Raw genomic sequence first — 21,289 nt, 5'->3', positions numbered from 1 at the left:
TCTGCAAGCATTCGCTGGCGATTTTTTGTCGATGCGGCGAACATGCCTGCTGTTTTGATTTTCAACGGAGTGACCGTGGCCCACGAGCAACCCTTGGCCCCCGCCGACCTTACCCCTCCTGCCCAGTTGCCCTGGTTTCGCCGCCTGGCCGCCCGCCTGCTGGGGCGTGGCCTGACCCGCCTGCAAGCCCAGCACCGCGACTCATGGTTCCTCGGCCACGCCACAGGCCAGCGCACTGGCCATGCCGATGGCGTGCGTGAAGGGTTCGAGCGTGGTCGGGTGGAGGGCTTTGAAGCGGGGCGCCAGGTGCTGGTGATCCGCGATACGCGCCCCGACAGCGCCGCTGTGCCAGGCCAGGATGACAACTTGTTCGACGACTGGCGCCTGCCGTTGACGGCCGAGTTGAAGAAGCGCTTCAAGGCCGATGTCGCCCAGCGCCTGCCCGCCGAAGCCCAGCCCAGCGCCGCGCAATGGAAGCTGATCTTCAGTGACACCCCGTCTACCTGCGTGGTGGCAGGCGCCGGGGCAGGCAAGTCCACGTCGCTGGTGCTGCGTATCCTGCTGCTGCGTCATTACCTGGGTTACGAGCTGGATGCAATGACCGTGGTCACCTTCACCCGCGAATCGCGCAAGGACTTCATCAAGCGCCTGCTGCAGGTGTTCGCCCTGTGGCAGATCAACCTGCAGCCTGTGCAGGCCCGCGAGCTGGTGCGCACGTTCCATTCGCGCATCCTGCCGCTCGTGCGCAGCCTGCCGGGCTTCGGCCAGGTGCGTGCATTTGAAACACTGGGCCACGAGATGCCTGCCGGGCGTGAGGCCGAGGCCGACAGCAACCCGTTCGACCTGCGCCTGAACGATGCCCAGCGCCAGCAGCTGAACCAGTGCTACAGCAGCTTGCTGGGCGAGAGCCCGCGTTTTGCCGAGCTGGTCGGCCAGTTGCGCAGCGAAGCCTTGCAACTGAAGCCGCTGGACCCGAATAACCCCGATGTGCAGAAGCGCGCACAGGTGACCCAATTGGCCGCCCAGCGCGACGAAGAACTGTGCGACGTGATCGAGGACCTGTGGTTTGCCGCCGGCGTCTGGCCGATCAAGGGCATCGAGCCCTGCCGCGAAACGGTCGACATCCGTGGCAGCCGCTTCCATGTGCATGGCCGCCTGGAAGGCCAGGGGCCTTTGGTGGTGCTGGGCTTCGACCCCGCACAAAGCGCGCAATACCAGCGCCCCGGCGCCAAGCTGACCGTGCGTGCCGAGTGGGCGGTCAAGCGCACACTGTTGCAGGCGTTCTGCGACAGGCCGCTGATCTGGCTCGACAACTACGCCATGGCCAGGCGCCTGGCGGCATCGTTGGCGGGCGATGCCGTGGCCGGTCCTGGCTTCGAGTACAAGGTCAAGGGCGAACTGGCCCCGGCGCCGCTGCTGGATGCGTTCGTCAGTGCCGCCAATTTCATCGAAAACCTTGGGTTGGAGGTGAACAATGCGGTGGCGGCGATGAGCTTCCCGTCCGGCGATAGCGATGCACTGTTCTTCGAGGCCCTGGCGCTGTACTGGAAGGCCCTGGAAGCGCACCTGCTGGATCAGTCGCCGCCGGTGATGAGCTACAACCGCATGTTCGCCCTGTTTGGCGAGAACAACCCAGAAAACCTGCACTTACTGCCCGATCCGTTGCTGCGGCCGCTGGCGCACCTGATGATCGACGAGTTCCAGGACGTGTCGCCGCAGATCGTCAGCTGGTTGCGTGCCTGCCTCGCTGAAATACGGCGCCGCGGCCCGGCCATGCACACCGGGCGCCATGCCCAGCATTCGTCGTTGCTGTGCGTGGGTGACGACTGGCAATCGATCTACGGCTGGCGTGGCAGTTCGCCCAAGTATTTCATGGAGTTCACCAAGGCGTTCCCGTCGCCGGCCAACACGCGGGTGATGCTGGTCGACAACTACCGCTGCCAGCAACAGGTGATCGATGCGGCCGAGCACCTGGTCAAGGGCACCCCGGCGATTGCCGGCAAGAAAGCCCGCGCCAGTGGCCCGGCGGCCGAGTTGCCCGGCTCGCCGGTCAAGGTGTTCGACCGTGACGAGGCTGCGTTGGGCGAAACGCTTGTCGAGCACTACCAGCGGGGTGAGACGGTCATGATGCTGTACCGCAAGGGCAGTGACCGGGCCTTGATGAACGAGCACCTGCAAAGCGTGCTGCACGCCGAGGCGGCGCTACCGGCCGAACAGCGCCGGCTGCGCCAGCTGACCTATCACAGTGCCAAGGGTTTGCAGGCCGATGCGGTGTTCATGCTGGGTGACTGCCAGTACCTGACCAGCTCACCCTACAAGAACCAGGTATACCGCCAGGCCGGGCTGGGCAAGGCAGGTGATGCCCAACCGTTCGATACGGCACAGAAGGAAGAAGTGCAGCGCTTGGCCTACGTGGCGGTGACCCGTGCAGTACAGCACTGCTATTGGCACGTGGAGGCCGCCAATGGTGACGCCGCAGCGGCCCCACGGGCGTCCAGCCACGTGGACGGCAAGCAGGCCTTCTTCGAAGACCTGCGCGGGCAGTGAGTGGGGTCAGCGGCCGATTGTTTGCGTCTGGCGGGTGAGGCTGATCAGCAGACCGGTTTCAACCTGCTGCTGCTCGGCAGTCAGCGCGTCAACGCCCTGGCGATACTGCTGCTCGTTGAGCACTACGCGACGTAGCCTGCCGTCAGCATCCACCGGGCTTTCAGGCATGACCCTGGCCAAGGCTCGTCGCACCGAGCTGTCCAGGGATGTCACCGGCTCGGCGGTTTCATCTAGGCAGTAATAGAGGTAATCAAGGCCTGGCCGCCAAAAGTCGGTGATCAGGCTGAACTGGGCCGCATGCTCTCGTTTCAAGTACTCGACCCAGCCCGGCTGCTGGGTCAACCATTGCTCCCGAGCGATGGCATCCCTGTCCAGGGAAAGGACCGCAGCTTTCACCATTTCGATGATTGTGTCGTTGATTCTGGCCGTATTGCGGTACAGCATGCCTCGGCTCGGCTCGGGGTAGTCCAGCGCGCTGGCCAACGACTGGCGCAAGGCCAAACGTACCTCCACATCGTCCACCAGCCCCGTTTGAAGTTCGCTGTCCGGAAAGGCTGAGGGGTCGTCGAGCTCATCGTAGGGGGGGAGGTTTTCATCGAAGGCCCCGTCGAGCAGCGCCTGTTTGCGCAAGGACCTTCTCCAGCTGATGCGATCGGCCAGTTGATTGACCTGACTGCGTCGATACAACTTGCCATACAGGCTCAGTAGATCAGCCGGCCGACTGCCGGCGACGGCTGCAGCTTCGTGGGCCAGCACTTCTATCTCCAAGGCACTGAACGCGTCGGCACCCGCGTCGCCACAGGTTGGCGGGAAGTCGCCGGCCACGGTGGCGAGGCGCTCACGCAGCACGGTGTCGTGGGCAGCGTCATCCAGCAGCTTCCAGACGCGCGTCCTCAGGGCCTCGCCATCACGCTGCGCTTCTGCCGACTGGGCAAGACGTTCGAGTACGCCCAGCAGCGCTGCGTTTTCACCTTGGTCGAACAGATCGCTCCACAGCTGCTCCTCGGCATTGCTCGCCTCGCCACGGAAAACGCCTTGCCACAGTGGCACGTCTTCTGCGTGTTCGAAGACGTTGACGCCGCTGCTGCCCAGGCGTGCACGTGTCTGGGCTTCCAGGGTGTTGTAGTTGAACAGCCAACGGCGCTCCGGCAAGTGCGCGGCGACATCGCGGGCAAACGGGGTACGCAGCACACCAGGCAAGTCTGGCAGGGTACGAATGCGGTTGGACGAAAGGTTCAGATAGCGCAGTTGGTACTGGGGCTGGCTCATCAGGACGGTCAGGCTGTCGGGCCACTGCTGCAGTTCGCAACGCTCAAGCTCCAGGTGGACAAGACGGGCCATGAAGCGCAGGTCGGGTGCCAGTTGCAGTGGGTTGCCTGACAAGTGCAGTAGTACGGGGTGGATCATGTCCTGAAACTGGGCGGCAAGGCTTTCGTCGAGGGTGATTTGATTATGGGCCAGGCCGAGGGCATCCAGGGGCAGGCGCGTCAGGAAGCCCAAACTGGTGGTGTCGAGTTGCAGCCGGTTGCGACTGAGCCACAGGAGTCGCAAGCCGGGCATTGCCCCGATGGCCTGTTGGGCGGTGGGTGAAAGGGTGGTCAGGCCATTGTCTGTCAGGCCCAGCTCGCGTAGCCGCGGTGCCGACCTCAGCGCCTCGAACAATGTTTCTGCATCGATGTCCGGGTTGCCGACGATTTCCAGGGTTTCCAGGTTAGGGAAGTTCGTCAGGAAGCTGCCCTCCAGGCGCCGCATCTGCAGCCCCTCGAGCCTGAGATTGCGAATATGCGGCATGCGTGCAGTGAAAGCGGGTAGCGCTTCGAGCTGCATACGGTCCAGTACCAGTGTTTCGGCTTGCGCGCCACCTTCACGGCGGGAAGCGCTCATCAGTCGCTCGGTGCATTGCTGGCGATCAAAGCGCTCTTCAAGGGTGCGGGCGGTGCTTACCCAACGGTTGAGATCTCGGTTGAGAGTACGCTGCTCGACCTCCAGCTGGTTGATCGCGCTACCCAGGTCGCCTCCTCGAGCCAGTTCGGCTTGTAGCCCGGTGATTTGCTCGCTGCTGAGTTCGGGGTAGAGCGCCCGGAGTCGACGTGCAGCCGGCAAGGCGCGTCCTTGCAGGCCTCGGCCGCTCAGGGGATAGCCCAGCCGGCCGTTGGCCAATCGCAAAGGGGAGCGGAACCTGGGGTTGATGGGCTGTTGGCCAAGCAGTGAGGCGCAGTGCTGGCGATCACCTAGGGCGAGTTGCAGCAACCGGGCCGGTTCAGCCTGCGGGTGCGCGGCTTGCAGCGCCTGCTTGATGCGTAGACTGTCGTCGTTGGCCAGGCTGGGCCTGAACAGGCCGAGGAGGGCACGATCAAGCCGCGCTCGAGCTTGCAGAAGGCGTGCTTCCTCGGCAATGCGAAGCGGCACTCGTCCGTTTGTCAGACGTTCCCGTTCGGCGTTGCTGATGTTGGCAAGCAACTCTTCAAGCGCGCTGTCCGGCAGCCCGGGAAACTGCCGGGCGAGGGTTTGTGCAGTGGGTGGGTGTGTGGGACGGCGTCTTTGTTGCAGGCTCTCGAACAGCGCCTCGCGATGCTGTTCCAGGTGTTGCGCGAGTTTGTTGTTCAGTGCGGACGCTCGGTGCTCGGTTGGTGTGTCACCGAGCAACTGCTCAATGGCTTCTTCATCCATCTGATCCAGCACGGTTTGGCTCAACTGGCCATTGTCCAGGTCGGTACGGGTAATTTCGATTTCTGTCTGGCCCAGCGTGTGAGGGGGGCCGTAGCGCACCGATTCGCCCCAGGGTTCTGGCCCTTGGTAAACCTTCAGCACGTTCCCCTCGGGCCACCCCGGCAGGCGCAGCAACTCAGGCAAGGCAAAGTTCTTGTACGCAGCCAGCGGCAACCCATGGCGTACGCAGTTGATGATCTGTTGTGTCTGATTGTCCAGTTGCAACCGCTGCAGCGTGTCGATCAACAAAGCGGGTGGAGGCAGGCCCGCTGCCTGGGCACGGCGCAGCACGTCTGGATCGGTACCGGTAGTGCGCATGGCATGGTCCAGTTCGCTGTCGTCCAGGCCTGCGCTATGGCTGCCGAGGCGGCGCGCAAGCTGTTCACGTTCCCATTCCAGAGGCTGTTCATGGGCCAGTTGCCAGCGGGCGTTACCATGATGCAGCAAGCGTGGGGCATAGGCCTGAGCGTCATCAGGGTGGCGCACGCGCCATTGCTGATCAGCGCCCTGAAACACCTCGTACAGGGTCCCATCCAGCTTCAGGTAGGTCTTTCCATCGACGTGCACATGGCCGAGCAAATCGGGTTGAGCCCCCTCAGGAATAGCCGCCGTGCTCGCATAGGGTTTCATGTCGGGGTGCCAGAGCACCTCCTTGTCTTCATGCCATACACTTTTCAGTGCATCAACAAAGCCAGACGCCTGGACGATCCTGGTGCCCACTGCAAAGCCGGCAATCACGCCCGCGTTGATGGCCAATGATTCCAGCTGCGCCAGTGCCTGCCGGGTATCACCTTCTTCCCAGGCCTCGAACCCGGTAAAAACAGAGCTCATCAGGTCGTAAGCAAAAACGCCTAGCATGACCGTGTTCAACCCCGGCACGAAGAACGCGGCGACATTCAGCACGTTCATCCCCAGGTCGAACCAGTACTTCAGACGCTCATTGCGGGCGTTGGCGTCGACTTCGGCGGTAGGGACTGCAATGGTTTTTGCGTCGGCCTTCATGCGCGCAAGGTGTGCGTTGTATAGGTTCGTCCAAGGGTCGGTTCGGATTGGCGAGAGCGTGAAAGGGATCACTGGCATGATTCGGGGTTTGCGTATGCCCGCTTCATCCTCTTCGAACAGCGCAATTTCCAGCTTAACGGCAAGTTCTTTTTGCCTGTCCTTGTAGGCGAAATGCACCAAGGCGCGGCGAAACTCGCTTTGCAATAGCCGGCTGCGCAGGTGCTTGCCCGCTTCCTGACGAGAAGCGAACTCCCTTACCGGGTGCTCGCTGTCGCCAGGGACATACACAATGCAGGGGTTAGTGCGGTAAGGGTTGTCTGGCCCGATGAACAGTACTTCGTGGACGGGGACATCGAAGAGGTTGAAGTTCCAGCAATGCAACGCCTCGTTGTCATAGGTGGGGTGAGGGCTGCCGTCGCACAGCTGCGCAAGCGCATCGAGCCCGGCCTTGCTCAGCAGGCCTTTGAGCCTGGCGATCAATGCCTGGACCCTCAAGGCCTCACGGTTCGCTGCAATCGACAGGCGCTGGATTTCAGCGCGATTGGCGCCTTCATGGGTTGCAAGCAGATGGTCTTGATAACGTTTGCCAAGGTCCAGCGCCCGACAATGCCTGACGAAGTCCGCCATCGTCAGGCCTGCCAGGGGCGTGTCGCTGCCAGCGGCGTTGGTGAGCCTGCTGTAAGGACCGACTTCGTCCAGCCCCTCGAAGTTGTGCAGGGCAGCCTCCAGCAAACTGCGTGTTTGCGGCTGGCCTACGGGGCGGGTGGCCAGCACATCCGCTTCCACGTCCGGGACCAAAGGCGTTTCCACATCGGGAACGCCAACCCAGATGTTGGCCTCTGACTCAAAGGGCTGGAAGACATACTGCGCTCTGTCTACGGGTACATTCAGCTTCAACCGCTCGGTCAACAGTGGGCCGCAGAACGCGATGATGTCCTTGAACTCGCCTAGCGCCTGTTTGACTTGCGCCAGCCGTTTGTTACGGGTTTGCAATGCGTTGTGCAACTGCTCACGCGTTGGCTCATCGGCAGTGGCATACCACGCGTAAGGGCTGCCATCTTCATCGAGATATTCCTTGTACAGGCTCTGCACCACCTTGCGCGTATGCGTCGGATGGAGCGCCTTGCTCCATTTCGGTAATGAGCGTGTTATCTGGTTTTGATGCAACGGTGTCGGGGTTGTCATGGTCACCATCTCTTTTGTGGGGGGAGATAGTCCACGCTGATCAAGGCGCCGGGGTGCGGTAGATAGTTGTTGGCCGCGGTCGGTCCTGCGTATGCGCGGGTCGGTGGGGGGCTGGCAGCGAGGGAGCATCTGCGAGAGGGTGAGGCAGGTCATGGTGCAGGCTTCAGCCAAGGAGAATTGCAATGCGTTCGCTGTGCAGTCCGAAAGATCACCTGCTAGACCTCGATGGCGTTGAAATAGCGGTTCGCACCTGGGGGGCAGAAGACGGTATTCCCATATTGGCCTTGCATGGCTGGCTGGATAACGCTGCCTCGTTCGAGCGCCTGGCACCGATGCTGGACGGCTGCTTCGTGGTGGCCCCCGACCTGATCGGCCATGGCCGTTCTGGCCATCGTCGCCACGACAGCGGCTATTACCTGTGGGAGCATGCCGAAGACATGCTGGCGGTAACCGACAGCCTGGGCCTGGCGCAATTTCATGTGCTGGCCCATGGGATGGGCACCGGTATAGCATCGCTGCTGGCGGCCATGACCAGTGGCATTGCCAGCATGACCTTCCTCGACGGCATGGGGGCACCGTTCACGGTGGCCGAGGATGACCGGGTGCAGCACCTGGCGCGGGCCTACCGGCTCAAGCGCATGGTACAGCGCAGCCAGTTGCCGGGTTTTGCCGAGCCGGATGTTGGTCGCTTCGACGACCTGGACAACGCCCTGGCGCAACGCCGCGAGCGGCTGGACACCGAACTGTCGGAAGGTGCCGCTCGGCTGCTGGCGCTGCGCGACCTGCTACAGCTGGACGATGGCTATTGCTGGCGCCACGACCCGCGACTGGTATTGCCCGAACCCATGCCACTGACCGAGCGCGAAGCCTGCGACCTGCTCAGCCAGATCCGCTGCCCGTTGTACCTGCTGTTCGGCCGCCAGGGGGCCTTCACCGGCGAGGCCTTTACCCGGCGTCAGGCCGCCTTGCCCAGCCAGGCGAAAGTCTCCTGGCACCCAGGTGGGCACCACTTCCACCTGGATGCGCCGGACCGGGCGCTGGTCGACCAGTTGCTGCGTATCCTGACGCGCCATGAAGGGGGCGTACTGCAACGCTTGGTGAACGAGTAGCTGATTCTGGTCACGCCGGGTGAACCTGGGCTATGGTGGCGAACGTATTCACAAACACGCCACAGGGAGCCCGGCATGCGGCCTTTCACCATCAAGCACATCGACCACCTGGTGTTGCGGGTCAGCGACCTGCCGCGCAGTGTTGCCTTTTACACCGAACTGCTTGGCTGCACCGTCAGCCGCGTGCGCGAAGACCTGGGCATGGTGCACCTGGCCACGGGCACGGCGATGATCGACCTGGTAACCCTGGATGGCCCGCTGGGGCAGCCAGGCGGAGCTGCACCGGGCGTGGAAGGGCGCAACCTGCACCATTTCTGCCTGCGCATCGAGCCGTTCGACGAGGCCGCGTTGACGGCCTATCTGGAAGCCGCCGGGGTAAAGGTGGAGCCTGCCGAGAAGCGTTATGGTGCCGAAGGGGAGGGGCTTTCGCTGTACTGCTACGACCCGGATGGTAATCAGGTCGAGTTGAAGGGGCCGGTAGTGCCTGGCGGGTGAAACCGCCCCCGCCAAAATCGTCAGCCAACCCGCTATCGCCCGGCACCCCGGTGCTGCGTGTCGTCCAGGCCGCCCTCTCGTGCAGGGCCCGGCGGGTGGATATCCAGCCAATCCCGATTATGCTTCATGAACCTTGCTGCGATCCGAGGCGGCCCGCCTCGTCGTGCTTCGCGCAACCAAAGCAAGCGCCAGGGCCTGGGTGCGACGGTGAAGTGGTTGTGAGGTGCTCCGGCCTGTATGACAACATGACGGAGGCAACCCATGGCGGTTCTCGACAGCACATCCACGGGCAGCGCGCCCCAACGCGGTATCACCAAGGAGGAGCGCAAGGTCATCTTCGCCTCGTCCCTGGGCACGGTATTCGAGTGGTACGACTTCTACCTGTACGGCTCACTCGCCGCGATTATCGCCAGGCACTTCTTCGCTGGCGTCAATGAAACCACCTCGTTCATCTTTGCCTTGCTGGCCTTTGCCGCCGGCTTTGCCGTCCGACCGTTCGGCGCCATCGTGTTCGGCCGCCTGGGCGATATGATCGGGCGCAAGTACACCTTCCTCATCACCATTGTCATCATGGGCCTGTCCACCGCAGTGGTGGGGCTGCTACCGGGCTACGCCACGATCGGTGTGGCCGCGCCGATCATCCTGATCACCCTGCGCTTGCTGCAGGGGCTGGCGCTGGGCGGTGAGTACGGCGGCGCGGCCACCTACGTGGCCGAGCATGCGCCCAAGGGCCGCCGCGGCTTTTTCACTGCCTGGATCCAGACGACTGCCACCCTGGGGCTGTTCCTGTCGCTGCTGGTGATCATGGCCTGTCGCACGGCCATGGGGACGGAAGCGTTCGAGGCCTGGGGCTGGCGGATACCGTTCCTGCTGTCGATTCTGCTGCTGGCGATTTCGGTGTACATCCGCCTGCAGCTGAACGAGTCGCCAGTGTTCATGAAGATGAAGGCCGAGGGCAAGGCATCCAAGGCGCCCCTGACCGAATCGTTCGCCCGCTGGGACAACCTCAAGGTGGTGATCATGTCGCTGCTCGGCGGCACCGCCGGCCAGGCCGTGGTGTGGTACACCGGGCAGTTCTACGCGTTGTTCTTCCTGTTGCAGACGCTCAAGATCGAGGCGCAGACCGCCAACCTGCTGATTGCCGGTTCACTGTTGATCGGCACACCATTCTTCATTTTCTTCGGCAGCCTGTCCGACCGGATTGGCCGCAAGAAAATCATCATGGCCGGCTGCATCATCGCCGCGCTGACCTACTTCCCGATCTTCAAGGCACTGACCGAGTACGGCAACCCGGATGTATTCGTTGCCCAGGAGCAGAACCCGGTTGTGGTGGTGGCCGACCCGGGCCAATGTGCATTCCAGTTCGACCCGGTGGGCAAGGCCAAATTCACCAGCTCCTGCGACATTGCCAAAAGCCTGCTGGCCAAGCGCGCCATCCCGTATACCAATGAAGCGGCGGAACCCGGCAGCGTGGCACAGATCCGCATTGGCGAACGGGTATTGCCGAGCTTTGATGGCAGCAGCCTGGCGGCGGCCGACTTCAAGGTACAAAGCGAAGCGTTTACCGCAACCCTGAGTGGTGCATTGAAAGAGGCGGGCTACCCGGAAAAGGCCGACCAGGCGAAGATCCACTACCCGATGGTGCTGTTGCTGCTGACCATTCTGGTGATCTACGTGACCATGGTCTACGGGCCGATTGCCGCCTGGCTGGTGGAGCTGTTCCCGGCGCGCATCCGCTACACCTCGATGTCGCTGCCTTACCACATCGGGAATGGCTGGTTCGGTGGCTTCCTGCCGACCGTGGCGTTTGCCATGGTGGCAGCGACCGGGGATATCTATTACGGCTTGTGGTACCCGATCGTGATTGCCGTGATGACAGCGGTGCTGGGGATCTTCTTCCTGCCTGAGACCAAAGATCGGGATATCACTCACACCTGAAGGTCGAGTTTGCCTGTGCCGGCCCCTTCGCGGGTGAACCCGCTTCTATCAAACAAAAGATAACCCACTGTTCTTTCTAGCGAAAAAAACAGGCGCGCGGGGTCAATGGCGGCGAAGTGTTCACTCTTCTATACGTGGTCACAGCAAGCTGTGCCGACAGGGATTAACGCCGATGCCATTTGGGCCACTCTCTCATTCGGGAGCAAAGCAGCACACCAGTGCGGTCTACGGCCTCTTTCCCGCGCATTGGGAACCATAGCAAAGTATTCGGCGGCTGACCTACCCGGATCAGTCGGCGAATGCTTTTCTAGATCTCGATGTCAGTGCAGATCTGACGTCATGCGCATCCTGTTTGCTGTGCGACAGCGCAGCCCGGAAGGGCTGGGTGATCTCTCATCAAACAAAATGCAACCCATTGTTTTCTAAGCACTCAAGCGGCCACCAGTTGATACCCCAGTTTCCGGGCTTTGCGAAGCAAAGCCCGGACCTGCCGGTCTTGGCTTCTGGCTTCGAACTCCTCAAGACCTTGTTCAACATAAGCCTGCTTCTTGGTTAACAGGTTGTACACCAGACGTGCCAACTGATGCGCAGTGGCTTTGATGGCGCAGCTGGTATCCATTCGAGTCAGTCTGGCTCGGTGCGATGCGCCAATGAAACCCTTGTCGTTACGGGCATTGGATGCAGCCTGCTTGAGTGCTTGCGCTGCTCGATTGACTATTTTGGGCCCACCACCTGCCAGTCGATGACCGCCGGAAATTCGGGTAGGGGGAGCCAGTCCCAACCAAGAGCAGAAGTGCTGTGAGGACGGGAAGCGTGATAGATCTGTACCGATCTCCCCTGCCAGCACTAATGCAGTGTCCACCCCAATGGTTGGAATTGCGGTTAGGTCCACGCCAAGAACTTTCCACAAAGTCTGATGCAATACAGTCTGTTGGGCGCCGTTTCGGTGTGGGCTCCGTAAAGGCTTCTTGGATGGCTCTGGCTTGTTTTGCAGCACCGGCAACTGCTCTAACGCGGCTTTTATGGCGTCGTCACAATCTGCAATTTGCTGCTCCAGGAAGTCATAGGCAGCCAATTCCTGAGTTAGCGCATGCAAATGCTCGCGCCGCCAATTGCCATGAAGACTCCGAGCGACAGCCTCCTTGCCTGCCTTGATGCGGCGGTCGGTTAGTTCAGCCAGTTGCACTGGGTCCCGTTCACCTGCGCAGATGGCCCGCAAAATCTTCATGCCAGTTACACCGGAAATATCACTGATGACATTGGCCAGCTGGATGTTCATTTGGCTCATGGCCTTTTGCATCCGGTTCAGCGTCTGCGCCTGGTCTTTCACTTTGGAAGCACGCTGCCTGACCAATGACCGGACGCAGCAGGTCAGATCATCGGGGCGGAATGCGCCTCTGAGCAGTCCATGAGTCATCAGCTGCCAGATCCACTGGCAATCCAGCACATCTGATTTACGGCCCGTGATTTGCCGAGTTGCTCTGGCATTGACGAGATAAACGTCAAAACCGCGCTCGCTGAGAATCTCGTAAATTGGAATCCAATAAACCCCCGTGGATTCCATGGCAACGACCTTGATCCCCAGGCTTTCAAGCCAGTTAGCCATCTTGAGCAGGTCGTCAGTAAAGGACGTGAACGACTGGACGGGATTTTCGTGCCGGGGATCGACCGCCACGAAATGCTCTCGACCACCGACATCGATCGCCGCGCAATCGGGATGGACGACGGTAAAGCGTTGCTTGGAAGGCTTGCGCGCCATGATGAATCCTCGCAGGATAAAGGGCGCGCGGGGCACACGGTGGCGAAAGGGTTCACTCTCTCATACGTGGTCACAGCTGAATCAGCTGATGCCTACAGGGACTTCACGCCGATACCGTGCGGATCACTCTCCTACGCGGGTGTGCAGACACACACCAGTGCTGGCTACGATCTCTGTCCCGCGCACACGAACCCTAACAAAGCAAAAGGCGGCTGGCCCTACCGGGCCAACCGCCTTTTCTTTTTCAAAATGTCAGCGTCGCTGCGGAACTGAAGCCGTACACCTCATGTTTGCTGCGCGACAGCGCAGCCCGGAAGGGCTGGGTGATCTCCTACAGGTACTGCTGTAGGAACGGGTTCACCCGCGAAAGGATCAACACAGGCCTCGAAAGCTTTGTAGGAGCGGGTTCACCCGCGAAGAGGCCGGCACAGGCGATCAATCAGTCGAAGTAGCCACGAAGCCCGAATGCATACCCGGTATCCACAGCTGTCGCCTCACCCCGGCTCCAGCGCTTCTTCAGCACGAACTCGAATGCCGGCTCGTACAACCCGTCGCGCACCAGTGCCCCCGCCAGCACCTCCACGTCGTACCAGCCATTGTCCAGTTCGATGATCGGCCGCCCTGGCACCTGGTAACGCGCCATCAGGTCACCCAGGGTCTTGGGCGTGAAGTGCTGCAGGATGCGCCAGGTGTACAGCATCAGCGCACCGTGCTCGACCCGCAGTACATAGCCATTGCGCCGGTGCTTCAGGCGGCTGCCGGCCTCGCGCAGGGCCGGGGTGTGGTTATCGAGGGTGAACAGGATGCGGTAGGGCAGGTTGTCGACACCGGCCAGCGGCAGCACGATGCCTTCGCGCACCGCCTGGTCGCCGCTGTCACCGTGGGTGAACGCACCGGCCAGGTCGTCGGGCAGTTGATGGTCTTGCTTGAAGCGCTCGAGCAACTGGATATCGCCGAGCAGAAAGTAGTCGACCAGGTCGTTGAGCACTTCGCTGAATTCGTGGCGCATCTTTTTTCCTTGTGGGTGCGCATTGGGGTAAGGGCAACCGGCTAGTGCTTCTGGGCAATCTGGATCAAGTTGCCGCACGTGTCATCGAACACCGCCACGGTAACCGGCCCCATTGGGGTTGGTGGCCGGATGAACTGCACACCGGCTGCACATAGCCGGGTGTATTCGGCCTGGATATCGCGCACGCCGAACGAGGTGGCGGGGATGCCATCCTGCTTGAGCGCGGCCTTGTACACCTTGGCCGCCGGGTGCGCGTCAGGTTCCAGCAGCAGTTCGACGCCATTGGGGTCGTTGGGCGAAGTCAGGGTCAACCAGCGGTGCCGGCCCATGGGGATGTCGTGCCTGGGCTCGAAACCGAGTACGTAGTGGTAGAAAGCCAGGGCCTTGGCCTGGTCGTCGACGAGGATGCTGGTGACCACGATCTTCATAAGCGCACACCGTTTACCTGGGGCCGATGACTATCAGTAAAGACGTTCGGGCGTTTTTGACCAGTGGTTGCAGTGCCACGGGGGCCCGTTACAGGTGCAAGCGTGGTGCGGCGCCGGTTTGCGCAGGCCTGTGAGACGAGGTACTGGCAGACCCTACAAAAAACCTGTTCAATGCATAGGTAAATCCTTCAGCGCTCAGCCCCCGCAGAGCGGCAGCCAAGGGTAAAGTGTGGGCCGTGATCCCAGCCTGCCAAGACCCGCGTCAGAGAGGTACCCTGTGGCTGCCTATACCTTGCGACAACTGAAGTACTTCGTCACCACCGTGGAAGCGGGCAGTGTGGCCGAAGCGTCACGCCAGCTGTACATCGCCCAGCCGTCCATCTCCACGGCCATCAAGAGCCTGGAGGAAAGTTTCGGTGTGCAGCTGTTCATCCGCCACCACGCCCAGGGTGTGTCATTGACGCCCAGCGGCAAACGCTTCTACGCCAAGACCAAGTCGCTGCTGCAGATGGCCCATGAGTTCGAACAGAACGCCCTGGCCGACAACGATACCGTCGCCGGGCAAATCGACATTGGCTGTTTCGAAACCGTGGCGCCACTGTACCTGCCGCGCCTGATCGCCGGTTTTCGTCAGCGCTACCCGGGTGTTGACATTCGCCTGCGCGACGGTGAGCAGCAGGACCTGATCCAGGGCCTGACCGCTGGAACATTCGACCTGGCATTTCTCTATGACCACGACCTGGATGGCACTATCGAGGCCGAGCCGCTGATGCCGCCGCAGAAGCCCTATGTGCTGCTACCCGAGAACCACCGCTTTGCCAGCCAGGCCCAGGTCTCGCTGCGCGACCTGTGCCCGGAGCCGATGATCCTGCTGGACGTGGCCCCTAGCCGCACGTACTTTGTCAGCTTGTTCAACGAGATGGGCCTGGCACCGAACATCGTCTTCAGTTCACCGTCGATCGAGATGGTGCGCGGCATGGTCGGTCAGGGTTTCGGTTTTTCGTTGCTGGTAACCCGTCCGCACTCGGAATACACCTATGACGGCCAACGCCTGGCAATGCTCGACATTGCCGAGCCGGTGGCGCTGTCGGGGCTGGCTGCGGCGTGGTTGAAGCGAGTCCAGCTGACCAAACCGGCGCAGTTGTTCGTGGAGTTTTGTCGGGAAGAGCTGGCGAAGTTCCTGAAGTGAGCACGCCATGCCACCCCGGCAGGAGTAGCATGGCGTGGCGATTGCTCAGGGGTTGACCTGGTAGCCGCGCCCTTGCAGGCAACCGCTGTAGGCACTGGCATGGGCCTGGGTTTTGGCCTCGTCCTGGTCGCGCCGGTCCTGGCGCCGGTCCTGACGCTGGCGCATGCCACCGACCGCGGCCCCGGCGGCGGCCACTTCGCCGGCACGGTTCTGCCGGTATTGCTGCTTGGCATCGTCACCCACCCGGTCATACAACTCGTCATGCTGGTTGCCGCGCACCTGCGCGCCTACAGCACCGGCGGCGGCACCCGCAGCTGCACCGCGAACCCGGCCATCGACATGGGGGTCGCTGGACGTCGCCGTGCCGTTTGCGGCATTGGTGGCGACGGTATTGCAATCGTTGATATCCAGTTGCATCTGCTGGCTGCTCTGGCCCTTGAGCGGCACCACCGACTGCGCCTGGGCGGCCGATGCTGCGCACAGCAGCATCAACAGGTAACTCCACGTGAACGTACGCATGGCACACCTCCACCGGGCGGAAAGCCCGCCTCACAGGATAGTTCGCCTTTGAGGTCGTGATGGAAGTTTTGCCCAGATGGTCTACACCGGATATCAGACGCCGTTCCGATTGGCCTCTTGGCCTGATCCAAGGCTACCTGCGGGCAAACCATGAGCCAGACGCAAGATCTGATCATCTGTGAGTATTGCGACACGGTGTACCACCGCGCACCGCTGCTCAAACATCAACGAGCCCTTTGCCCGCGCTGTGGCGGCGTGCTGTACCGGCACAGGTCACTGACCATCGAGCAGCGGCTGGCATTGAGTGTGACTGGCGGCGTCCTGCTGGTGTTCGCCAACTATTACCCGGTGATGACCATCGGCATGCAGGGGCTGACCCACTCGGCCACATTGTGGGACGCCGTGCAGATCCTCAGTCACGGCAGTATCACCTTCATCGCTCTGGTCATGGCGCTGTCGATCATTTTTGCGCCGCTGCTGCAAATTGCCCTGTTGTGCTGGGTGTTGGGTTTTGCCCTTGCCGGCCAGCGTGCCCCCGGCTTTGCCCTGTGCATGCGTGGCCTGGAAAGCCTGCGGCCCTGGAGCATGCTGGAGGTGTGTCTGCTGGGGGCGATGGTGGCGGTGATCAAGCTGGCGGGGCTGCTCGATGTGATCCCCGGTATCGGCCTGCTGGCCCTGGCCGCATTGAGCATGTTGATCATCCACATTGCCGGCAAGGACATCCGCGACTTGTGGGAACAGGTATGACTGCCCCGGTCAAGGCGCACGACCTTGGCTTGTGTCTGTGCCATGGCTGTGGCCAGGCATGCGACACGCGCAGTGGCGCGCACACCTGCAACCGTTGCGGCGCCGTCATTCACCGGCGCAAGGCCAATGCCATCAGCCGTGGCTGGGCGTTTCTGCTGGCAGCCCTGGTTTTCTACATCCCCGCCAACCTGCTGCCGGTGATGCACACCGAAATGCTCGGCAGTGGTACAGAAAGCACCATTGGCGGTGGCGTGCTGGAGTTCTGGGAAGCCGGGGCCTGGGACATCGCGCTGATCATTTTCATTGCCAGCGTGGGTGTGCCCGCCATCAAGTTCTTTTCCCTTGGCCTGCTGCTGTTCACTGCCCAGCGTGGTTCTTCCTGGGCCTGCCGGCAGCGTTCGCAGTTGTACCGCTTCGTCGAGCTGATCGGCTACTGGTCCATGCTCGATGTGATGGTAGTGGCGCTGGTGGCTGCGCTGGTGCAACTGCGCGGGCTGGGCACCATCGAGCCGCGTGTGGGCATTCTGTTCTTTGGCATGGTGGTAGTGCTGACCATGTTCTCTGCGATGAGCTTTGATCCACGCCTGATCTGGGATAGCCATGCCAACGAGGGGAGGCCGCATTGATGGGGCAACAGACTGACAAGCGCGAGGGCCCTGGGCAGGTTGAAGTGCGCACCCGACGTTGGAGTGTGTCGCTGGTATGGATCGTGCCGATCCTGGCGATCCTCATCGGCGCTTCGCTGGTGGTGCGCAACTGGATGCAGCAAGGGCCGGTGATTACCATTTCTTTCCACAGCGGGGAGGGATTGGTGGCGCACAAGACCCAGGTAAAATACCGCAGCGTGGTGATTGGCGAAGTGACCACGGTGGACTTGGCCGACGACAAGAAGAGCGTGGTGGCCAAGGTTCAGCTCTCCAACGATGCCCGTTCATTCGCTACCCGGGGAGCGCGCTTCTGGGTGGTGCGACCGCGCATCGGCGTGGGCGGGGTTTCCGGGGTGGACACGCTGCTTTCGGGCAGTTTCATCGGGGCTGATTCCGGCGAGTCGAAGGTGCCGGAAAAGTCCTTTGTCGGGCTGGAGCTGCCACCGCCGATCACCTATGACGAAAAGGGCAAGCGCTTTGTTCTTGTCGCCAGCGACCTCGGCTCGCTGGATATCGGCTCTTCGATCTACTACCGCAAGATCCCGGTGGGTGAGGTGGTGTCCTTTGCCCTCCAGGACGATGGCAAGGGGGTAGAGATTGGCGTGTTCGTGCAGGCGCCCTACGACACGTTCGTCACTGCTGACACGCGCTTCTGGAATGCCAGTGGCATCGACATGCAGATCGGTGCCAATGGCCTGAAGGTCGATACCGAATCGCTGTCGTCGATTCTGGTGGGCGGGCTGGCCTTCGGCTCGCCCGATTTCGCCGCGCAAGCCGAGCCTGCTGCCGACCAGGCCCGCTTCCAGCTATTCGCCGACCGCGACATGGCGCTGTCGCCTCCGCATGGCCAGGCGCAGTACCTGCAGTTGCGCTTCGACCAGGCCATGCGCGGCCTGTCGGTGGGCGCGCCAGTGGAGTTCAAGGGTGTGGAGTTTGGCCGGGTCACCTCGATCCAGCTCGATTACGATGCTACGCGGCAGAGCTTCCCGGTAGTGGTCGATGCGGTGATATACCCGCAGCGGCTAGGGCCGGTGCACCGCAAGATGCTGGCGGTGTTCAAGCACACCGAGGGCGATATGCAAGGGGCGCGGAAACTGATTGGCACCTTTGTCGAACATGGGCTGCGGGCCCAGGCGCGTAGCGGCAACCTGATCACCGGGCAGATGTTCATTTCGCTGGACTTTTACCCCGATGCCCCCAAGGTGGCCTTCGACATGGCTGCCGACCCCATCATGATCCCGACGCTGCCCGGCAGCCTTGAGCAGTTGCAGGAACAGCTGCAGCGGGTGATGGAGCGCATTGCCAAGCTGCCGCTGGAAAGCATCGCCGGTAACCTGGACGGTAGCTTGCGTGAGCTGCGCGCCAGCCTCAGGCAGTTCAATGGCCAGACGCTGCCGGAGGTGAAAGTGGCGCTGGACGAGGTACACAAGACCCTGCGTACGGCCAACTCGGCCATTTCCGAAGATTCGCCGCAGCGCGAGCGAATGGGTGAAACGCTGGACGAGCTGGAGCGCATGTCGCGTTCGCTACGTGACCTTGCCGATTACCTGGGCCGCCACCCCGAGTCGCTGATTCGTGGCCGGCCGAAAGCGGCCGGGTCCGCAGACCTTGAACCCTGAGGAGACAGCCGATGCAACGACTGCGCAATGCATGTGTGGCCAGCCTGCTGGTGTGGCTCGGGGGCTGCAGCAGTACGCCGAACAACTACCACACGTTGGTACCGAGCGACCCGGTGCGTGACAGCGGCCAACGCATCCAGGTGGTCAGGGTGGCTGTGCCGCCCCAGGTCGACCGCCCACAGTTGGTGGTGCGGCAAGGGCAGAGCGGCCTGGCCATTCTGGAGACGGAGTGGTGGGGCGCCAACCTGGTGGATGAATTCCGCAGCGCCCTGCAGGACCTGTTGGGCGGCCCGGCGGGCGGTGGCAAGGCGTCGCTGCGGGTGGATGTGCAACGCTTCGACACGGTACCAGGGCGCTACGCCTCGCTGGAGGCCGTGTGGCGCCTGAAGCAGCAAGGGCAGGTCGAGCTGACCTGCCGTACGTCAGTGCAGACTGCTGCGGACAACAGCATCACCAGCCTGGTGAATGCGCACCAGGCCAACCTGCGCAAGTTGGCCGAGGCGGTGCGGGGGAGTGCCCGGCAGGGTAGCTGCCCTGCATGAACCTTGGCCTGATTACTGCCGGGTGCTGGCTGTTTCCTGTACCCCGTCGGCCTTGTCCAGCGGCAGGTGGTCGAACTCGCGCAAGCCATTCTTGCGGTATGGGTCGCCGATCCAGCGTGGTGCTACCACGAACTGTGGGCTCACCAGGCTCTTGGCCGGTTCATAGCGGTCATAGCTCAACCCGGCCAGGTCTGACAGGGTATGGATCAGGTGTGAACTGCTGTAGGGGCGGTTGGCCATTGCCTGCAAGTCACGCGGGTGCTCGGCCTGCCAGCTAGGCGAGGTCCACAGCAGGAACGGGATGGTGTACATCGGCCGGGTCGGTGCGCCTTCGTTGCGCCCCAAGCGGTCGTGGTCACCGGAGCTGTACACGTCTTCACCATGATCGGACAGGTACATCAGGAACCCATTGGGTTTGCCTGCCGCATAACGCTTGATCAGGCTCGACACCACATAGTCGTTGTAGCGCACCGCGTTGTCATAGAAGTTGTAGGTTTCTACCTGGTCCGCCGTCAGCTTGGCTGGCACACCTTGCTTGTCGTTGAAGTGCGCATAGTCGTCCGGGTAGCGGTAGCGGTAGTCCATGTGCGTGCCCAGCAGGTGCACGATGATGAACTTGTTGGGCGCAGGGTCTTGCAGGGCTTTCTCGAACGGCGCCAGCACCACGTCATCGTACTGGCGGGCATTCTGGTTGCGCTGGTTGTTCAGGTACACCGGCGCGTCTGTTTGCTGCGAGAAGGTGGTGAGCATGGTGTTGCGCTTGGTCAAGGTCTGCTGGTTGGTGATCCAGAAGGTCTTGTAGCCTGCCTGTTTCAGCAGGTTGATCAGCGACGGGTCGCTGAGGAAACGGTCCGGGTTCTGCTCGTCGCCGAACGTGAGGATCTGCTGCATCACTTCGATGGTGTACGGGCGCGGCGATACCACGTCGCGGAACACGGTCAGGCTCTTGTCGCTGGCGGCCAGCGCGTCGAGGTTGGGCGTGGTGTCGCGGTCATAGCCATACAGGTGCATGTGCTCGCGGGTGGTCGACTCGCCGAGCACCAATACCAGGGTGCGTGGCGCAGTACCACTGCTGTCGCGCAGGTTCTGCAGCGGTGGCAGTGCGGCATTCTGGGCAAGCAGTTTCTGCATGTTGTCCAGTTGCTGGCGGTACTGTTGGTAGCCGACCAGCAACTGCCAAGGTACGGCCGGTTCCATTCGCTGCTGCACTTTTTCGAGCGCATCGGCGAAGTTGCGCTCTTGGGTCACCATCTGCTTGTAGAACGGCACGACCAGGTTGGCCACCAGCAATAGCACGACCACCGGCAGGCGACTGCGCAGTGGCAGGCTGACCGGGCGCACGCGCCGCCACAGCAGGACCGCAACCAGCGTGTACAGCACCAGTGCCAAGCCCAGCCCCACGCTGAAGTATTGGCTGAAGTACTCACCAGCCTCGGCGGTGTTGGACTCGAACATCACAAAGATGACGCTTTGTGAAAACTCCTGGCGATAGATGCCGAAGTAGCTCAGGCCCACCAGCGAAGCCGCCCACAGCACCAGACCGATGATTGCCGCGGTGGCGCGTGTGAAACGCGGCAGCAACAGGACGGGCGCCAGCCACAGGCTGCTGAGGAACAACGCATCGCGAAAACCGGCGAAGCCGGTCGTCCCGCTGAACAGCAGCAGCGCCTGGGTTACACCGGAGAAATACCAGAAGAACAGCAAGAGCCAGCCGAGGCCGGCCCAGTCCACGCGCTTGTGCGCGGCGGGGGATGTAGTGTGTGACACGTATGCCTCGTCGTACCTTGGCGGCCAGCGGTTGTGCGCGTGGCCGGAAAGGGCGTGACGCTAATCTGCGGGCTGTGA

The 21,289-nt window shown here is 62.0% G+C and carries 15 protein-coding genes; 9 read left to right on the top strand and 6 right to left on the bottom strand.

The window, feature by feature from the left end; translation table 11 throughout:
* Window positions 1-42: 42 nt before the first annotated feature.
* Window positions 43-2,547: a UvrD-helicase domain-containing protein gene (locus tag LU682_RS17800; protein WP_049587178.1), complete on the top strand. Its 2,505-nt coding sequence runs from the start codon at window positions 43-45 to the stop codon at window positions 2,545-2,547.
* Window positions 2,548-2,553: 6 nt separating this feature from the next.
* Here LU682_RS17800 and LU682_RS17795 read toward each other — a convergent pair whose 3' ends face one another.
* Window positions 2,554-7,443, bottom strand: a complete 4,890-nt coding sequence (locus LU682_RS17795) for an NEL-type E3 ubiquitin ligase domain-containing protein (RefSeq protein WP_061405628.1) — start codon at window positions 7,441-7,443, stop codon at window positions 2,554-2,556.
* A 182-nt stretch (window positions 7,444-7,625) separates the two neighbouring features.
* On the opposite strand from LU682_RS17795, the gene LU682_RS17790 reads away from it, so the two are divergent.
* From LU682_RS17790 to LU682_RS17780, 3 genes are all read left to right on the top strand, one after another.
* A complete protein-coding gene (locus LU682_RS17790; RefSeq protein WP_010953494.1) occupies window positions 7,626-8,552 on the top strand; it encodes an alpha/beta fold hydrolase in 927 nt (308 codons plus the stop codon).
* 75 nt (window positions 8,553-8,627) lie between these two features.
* Window positions 8,628-9,047, top strand: coding sequence for a VOC family protein (locus LU682_RS17785; RefSeq protein ID WP_003250810.1), 420 nt, complete (start codon window positions 8,628-8,630; stop codon window positions 9,045-9,047).
* A 261-nt stretch (window positions 9,048-9,308) separates the two neighbouring features.
* Complete coding sequence (locus LU682_RS17780) at window positions 9,309-10,985, top strand: MFS transporter (protein ID WP_010953495.1); 1,677 nt, start codon at window positions 9,309-9,311, stop codon at window positions 10,983-10,985.
* Between the two features lie 430 nt (window positions 10,986-11,415).
* Here LU682_RS17780 and LU682_RS17775 read toward each other — a convergent pair whose 3' ends face one another.
* From LU682_RS17775 to LU682_RS17765, 3 genes are all read right to left on the bottom strand, one after another.
* On the bottom strand, window positions 11,416-12,744 hold the full coding sequence (locus tag LU682_RS17775) for an IS110-like element ISPpu9 family transposase (RefSeq protein ID WP_010953496.1): 1,329 nt from the start codon (window positions 12,742-12,744) through the stop codon (window positions 11,416-11,418).
* A gap of 439 nt (window positions 12,745-13,183) precedes the next feature.
* On the bottom strand, window positions 13,184-13,753 hold the full coding sequence (locus LU682_RS17770; protein WP_003250813.1) for a hypothetical protein: 570 nt from the start codon (window positions 13,751-13,753) through the stop codon (window positions 13,184-13,186).
* Window positions 13,754-13,794: 41 nt separating this feature from the next.
* The gene (locus tag LU682_RS17765) at window positions 13,795-14,181 is read right to left on the bottom strand and encodes a VOC family protein (RefSeq protein WP_003250815.1); all 387 of its coding nucleotides are present in this window, start codon (window positions 14,179-14,181) and stop codon (window positions 13,795-13,797) included.
* 277 nt (window positions 14,182-14,458) lie between these two features.
* Between LU682_RS17765 and LU682_RS17760 the strand changes: the two genes are divergently transcribed.
* Entirely contained in the window at window positions 14,459-15,370 is a 912-nt protein-coding gene (locus LU682_RS17760) for a LysR family transcriptional regulator (protein ID WP_010953499.1), read from the top strand.
* A gap of 45 nt (window positions 15,371-15,415) precedes the next feature.
* Here the strand turns inward: LU682_RS17760 and LU682_RS17755 are convergent, their stop codons facing one another.
* Window positions 15,416-15,889, bottom strand: a complete 474-nt coding sequence (locus LU682_RS17755; RefSeq protein WP_060489781.1) for a YMGG-like glycine zipper-containing protein — start codon at window positions 15,887-15,889, stop codon at window positions 15,416-15,418.
* A gap of 150 nt (window positions 15,890-16,039) precedes the next feature.
* Here LU682_RS17755 and LU682_RS17750 point away from each other — a divergent pair, with 150 nt between their 5' ends.
* The 4 genes from LU682_RS17750 to LU682_RS17735 are packed head-to-tail and all read left to right on the top strand — an operon-like array spanning window position 16,040 to window position 19,444.
* Entirely contained in the window at window positions 16,040-16,636 is a 597-nt protein-coding gene (locus LU682_RS17750; RefSeq protein WP_049588147.1) for a paraquat-inducible protein A, read from the top strand.
* Window positions 16,633-17,262 carry a paraquat-inducible protein A gene (locus LU682_RS17745; protein WP_020190923.1) on the top strand — a complete coding sequence of 210 codons (630 nt, stop codon included), beginning with the start codon at window positions 16,633-16,635 and terminating at the stop codon, window positions 17,260-17,262. Before LU682_RS17750 ends, LU682_RS17745 begins: the two co-directional genes overlap by 4 nt.
* Window positions 17,262-18,902, top strand: a complete 1,641-nt coding sequence (locus LU682_RS17740; protein ID WP_010953501.1) for a PqiB family protein — start codon at window positions 17,262-17,264, stop codon at window positions 18,900-18,902. Before LU682_RS17745 ends, LU682_RS17740 begins: the two co-directional genes overlap by 1 nt.
* Before the next feature lie 11 nt (window positions 18,903-18,913).
* On the top strand, window positions 18,914-19,444 hold the full coding sequence (locus tag LU682_RS17735) for a PqiC family protein (protein ID WP_010953502.1): 531 nt from the start codon (window positions 18,914-18,916) through the stop codon (window positions 19,442-19,444).
* Between the two features lie 12 nt (window positions 19,445-19,456).
* On the opposite strand, the gene LU682_RS17730 is transcribed toward LU682_RS17735, so the two are convergent.
* Window positions 19,457-21,211, bottom strand: a complete 1,755-nt coding sequence (locus LU682_RS17730; RefSeq protein WP_010953503.1) for a phosphoethanolamine transferase CptA — start codon at window positions 21,209-21,211, stop codon at window positions 19,457-19,459.
* Window positions 21,212-21,289: the final 78 nt, after the last annotated feature.

It is taken from the genome of Pseudomonas alloputida, assembly GCF_021283545.2.
Taxonomy (GTDB): domain Bacteria; phylum Pseudomonadota; class Gammaproteobacteria; order Pseudomonadales; family Pseudomonadaceae; genus Aquipseudomonas; species Aquipseudomonas alloputida.
Note: the sequence above shows the minus strand (reverse complement) of the source record. Positions and strands in the feature narration are given on the sequence as shown.